Origin of the sequence: Pseudomonas sp. sp1636 (assembly GCF_030376615.1) — a bacterium.
Lineage (GTDB): Bacteria > Pseudomonadota > Gammaproteobacteria > Pseudomonadales > Pseudomonadaceae > Aquipseudomonas.
In genome coordinates, this window is record NZ_JARRAB010000050.1 from 1 (window position 1) to 576 (window position 576).

1 pseudogene is annotated in these 576 nt (G+C 48.3%); it reads left to right on the top strand.

The features are described from left to right. Nucleotides 1-77: 77 nt before the first annotated feature. Nucleotides 78-576 (top strand): annotated as a pseudogene (locus P8H27_RS20530) (AAA family ATPase); the annotation flags it as partial.

The following is a 576-nucleotide window of genomic DNA, read 5'->3' on the forward strand; positions in this document are numbered from 1 at the left end:
GTTCCAGATTTGACGGCTGCCTAGACATAGAAGCTATTAGGCAGCGAATTACGGTTAGACCTGATCCCGTTATAGACTTGGCTAGCAAAGACGCATTGGTTGCTGCGCAAATCTTGTTGGAGACTTTGGAGCAGATATATCTACCAAATGATTTCTCGCTCTCCTTTATCAAGGAAATGTCTGCAAAAGCGGCCTTGCACAGCCAATGGTTATTCTCAAGCCAGGTGGATTACATTTCGCGGTTCTATAATCCGCCTGATGTCGAGGTTAAACCAGTCTGCTTGACAGGTCTGGCTGGTGTTGGAAAGAGCCAAACCGTTGCTGCTTTACGGAAAGTACTACCTGCACCTATCGATTTCGCATGCGACCATTTCCATGGGAACCTCAAGCTGTTTTCACATTGGTATGTAAGTGCTAGAGGTAAAGCTGGTGGCAGACAATTGTTGGCGGACTTTGTAGGTGCCGCTGGAGGTAACGCTGCGAAGCTACTTGTTGAATGTCGGCGTCGTGCAAACAGAGATGGAGTTTCGCTACTGCTGCTGGATGAGACCCAGCACATAAATACAGGGCAGGGTG